This is a genomic window from Amycolatopsis sp. SID8362 (genome assembly GCF_010550475.1).
GTDB lineage: Bacteria > Actinomycetota > Actinomycetes > Mycobacteriales > Pseudonocardiaceae > Amycolatopsis > Amycolatopsis eburnea.
The window spans coordinates 1-237 of the sequence record NZ_JAAGNB010000622.1 but is presented as its reverse complement, the minus strand read 5'-3'; the positions used below and the strand labels follow the sequence as shown (position 1 = coordinate 237).

Here is a 237-nt window from a genome sequence, read left to right as displayed (position 1 = left end):
CCGAGGTCGCCGGGCAGCCGCTCGCCGAAGTGCGCACCATCCTGGACGACGCGGCCGCGGGGCTGCTCGGCGAGCTCGAAGCCGGCACGGCGACGTTCCGCCACCAGCTCCTGCGGGACGCCGTGTACGACGCCGTCCCGCCGGCCGAGCGGGCGGCCCTGCACGCCGAGGCGGCCGCCGTCCTGGTGCGGCACGCGGAACGCGGCCGGGACGTCGGCCCGGCGCAGGTCGCCCACC

1 protein-coding gene is annotated in these 237 nt (G+C 79.7%); it reads left to right on the top strand.

From position 1 onward, the window contains the following. Positions 1–29: 29 nt before the first annotated feature. Positions 30–237 (top strand): hypothetical protein (locus G3I65_RS18975; protein ID WP_203612431.1); only part of this gene is annotated, 208 nt, incomplete at its 3' end.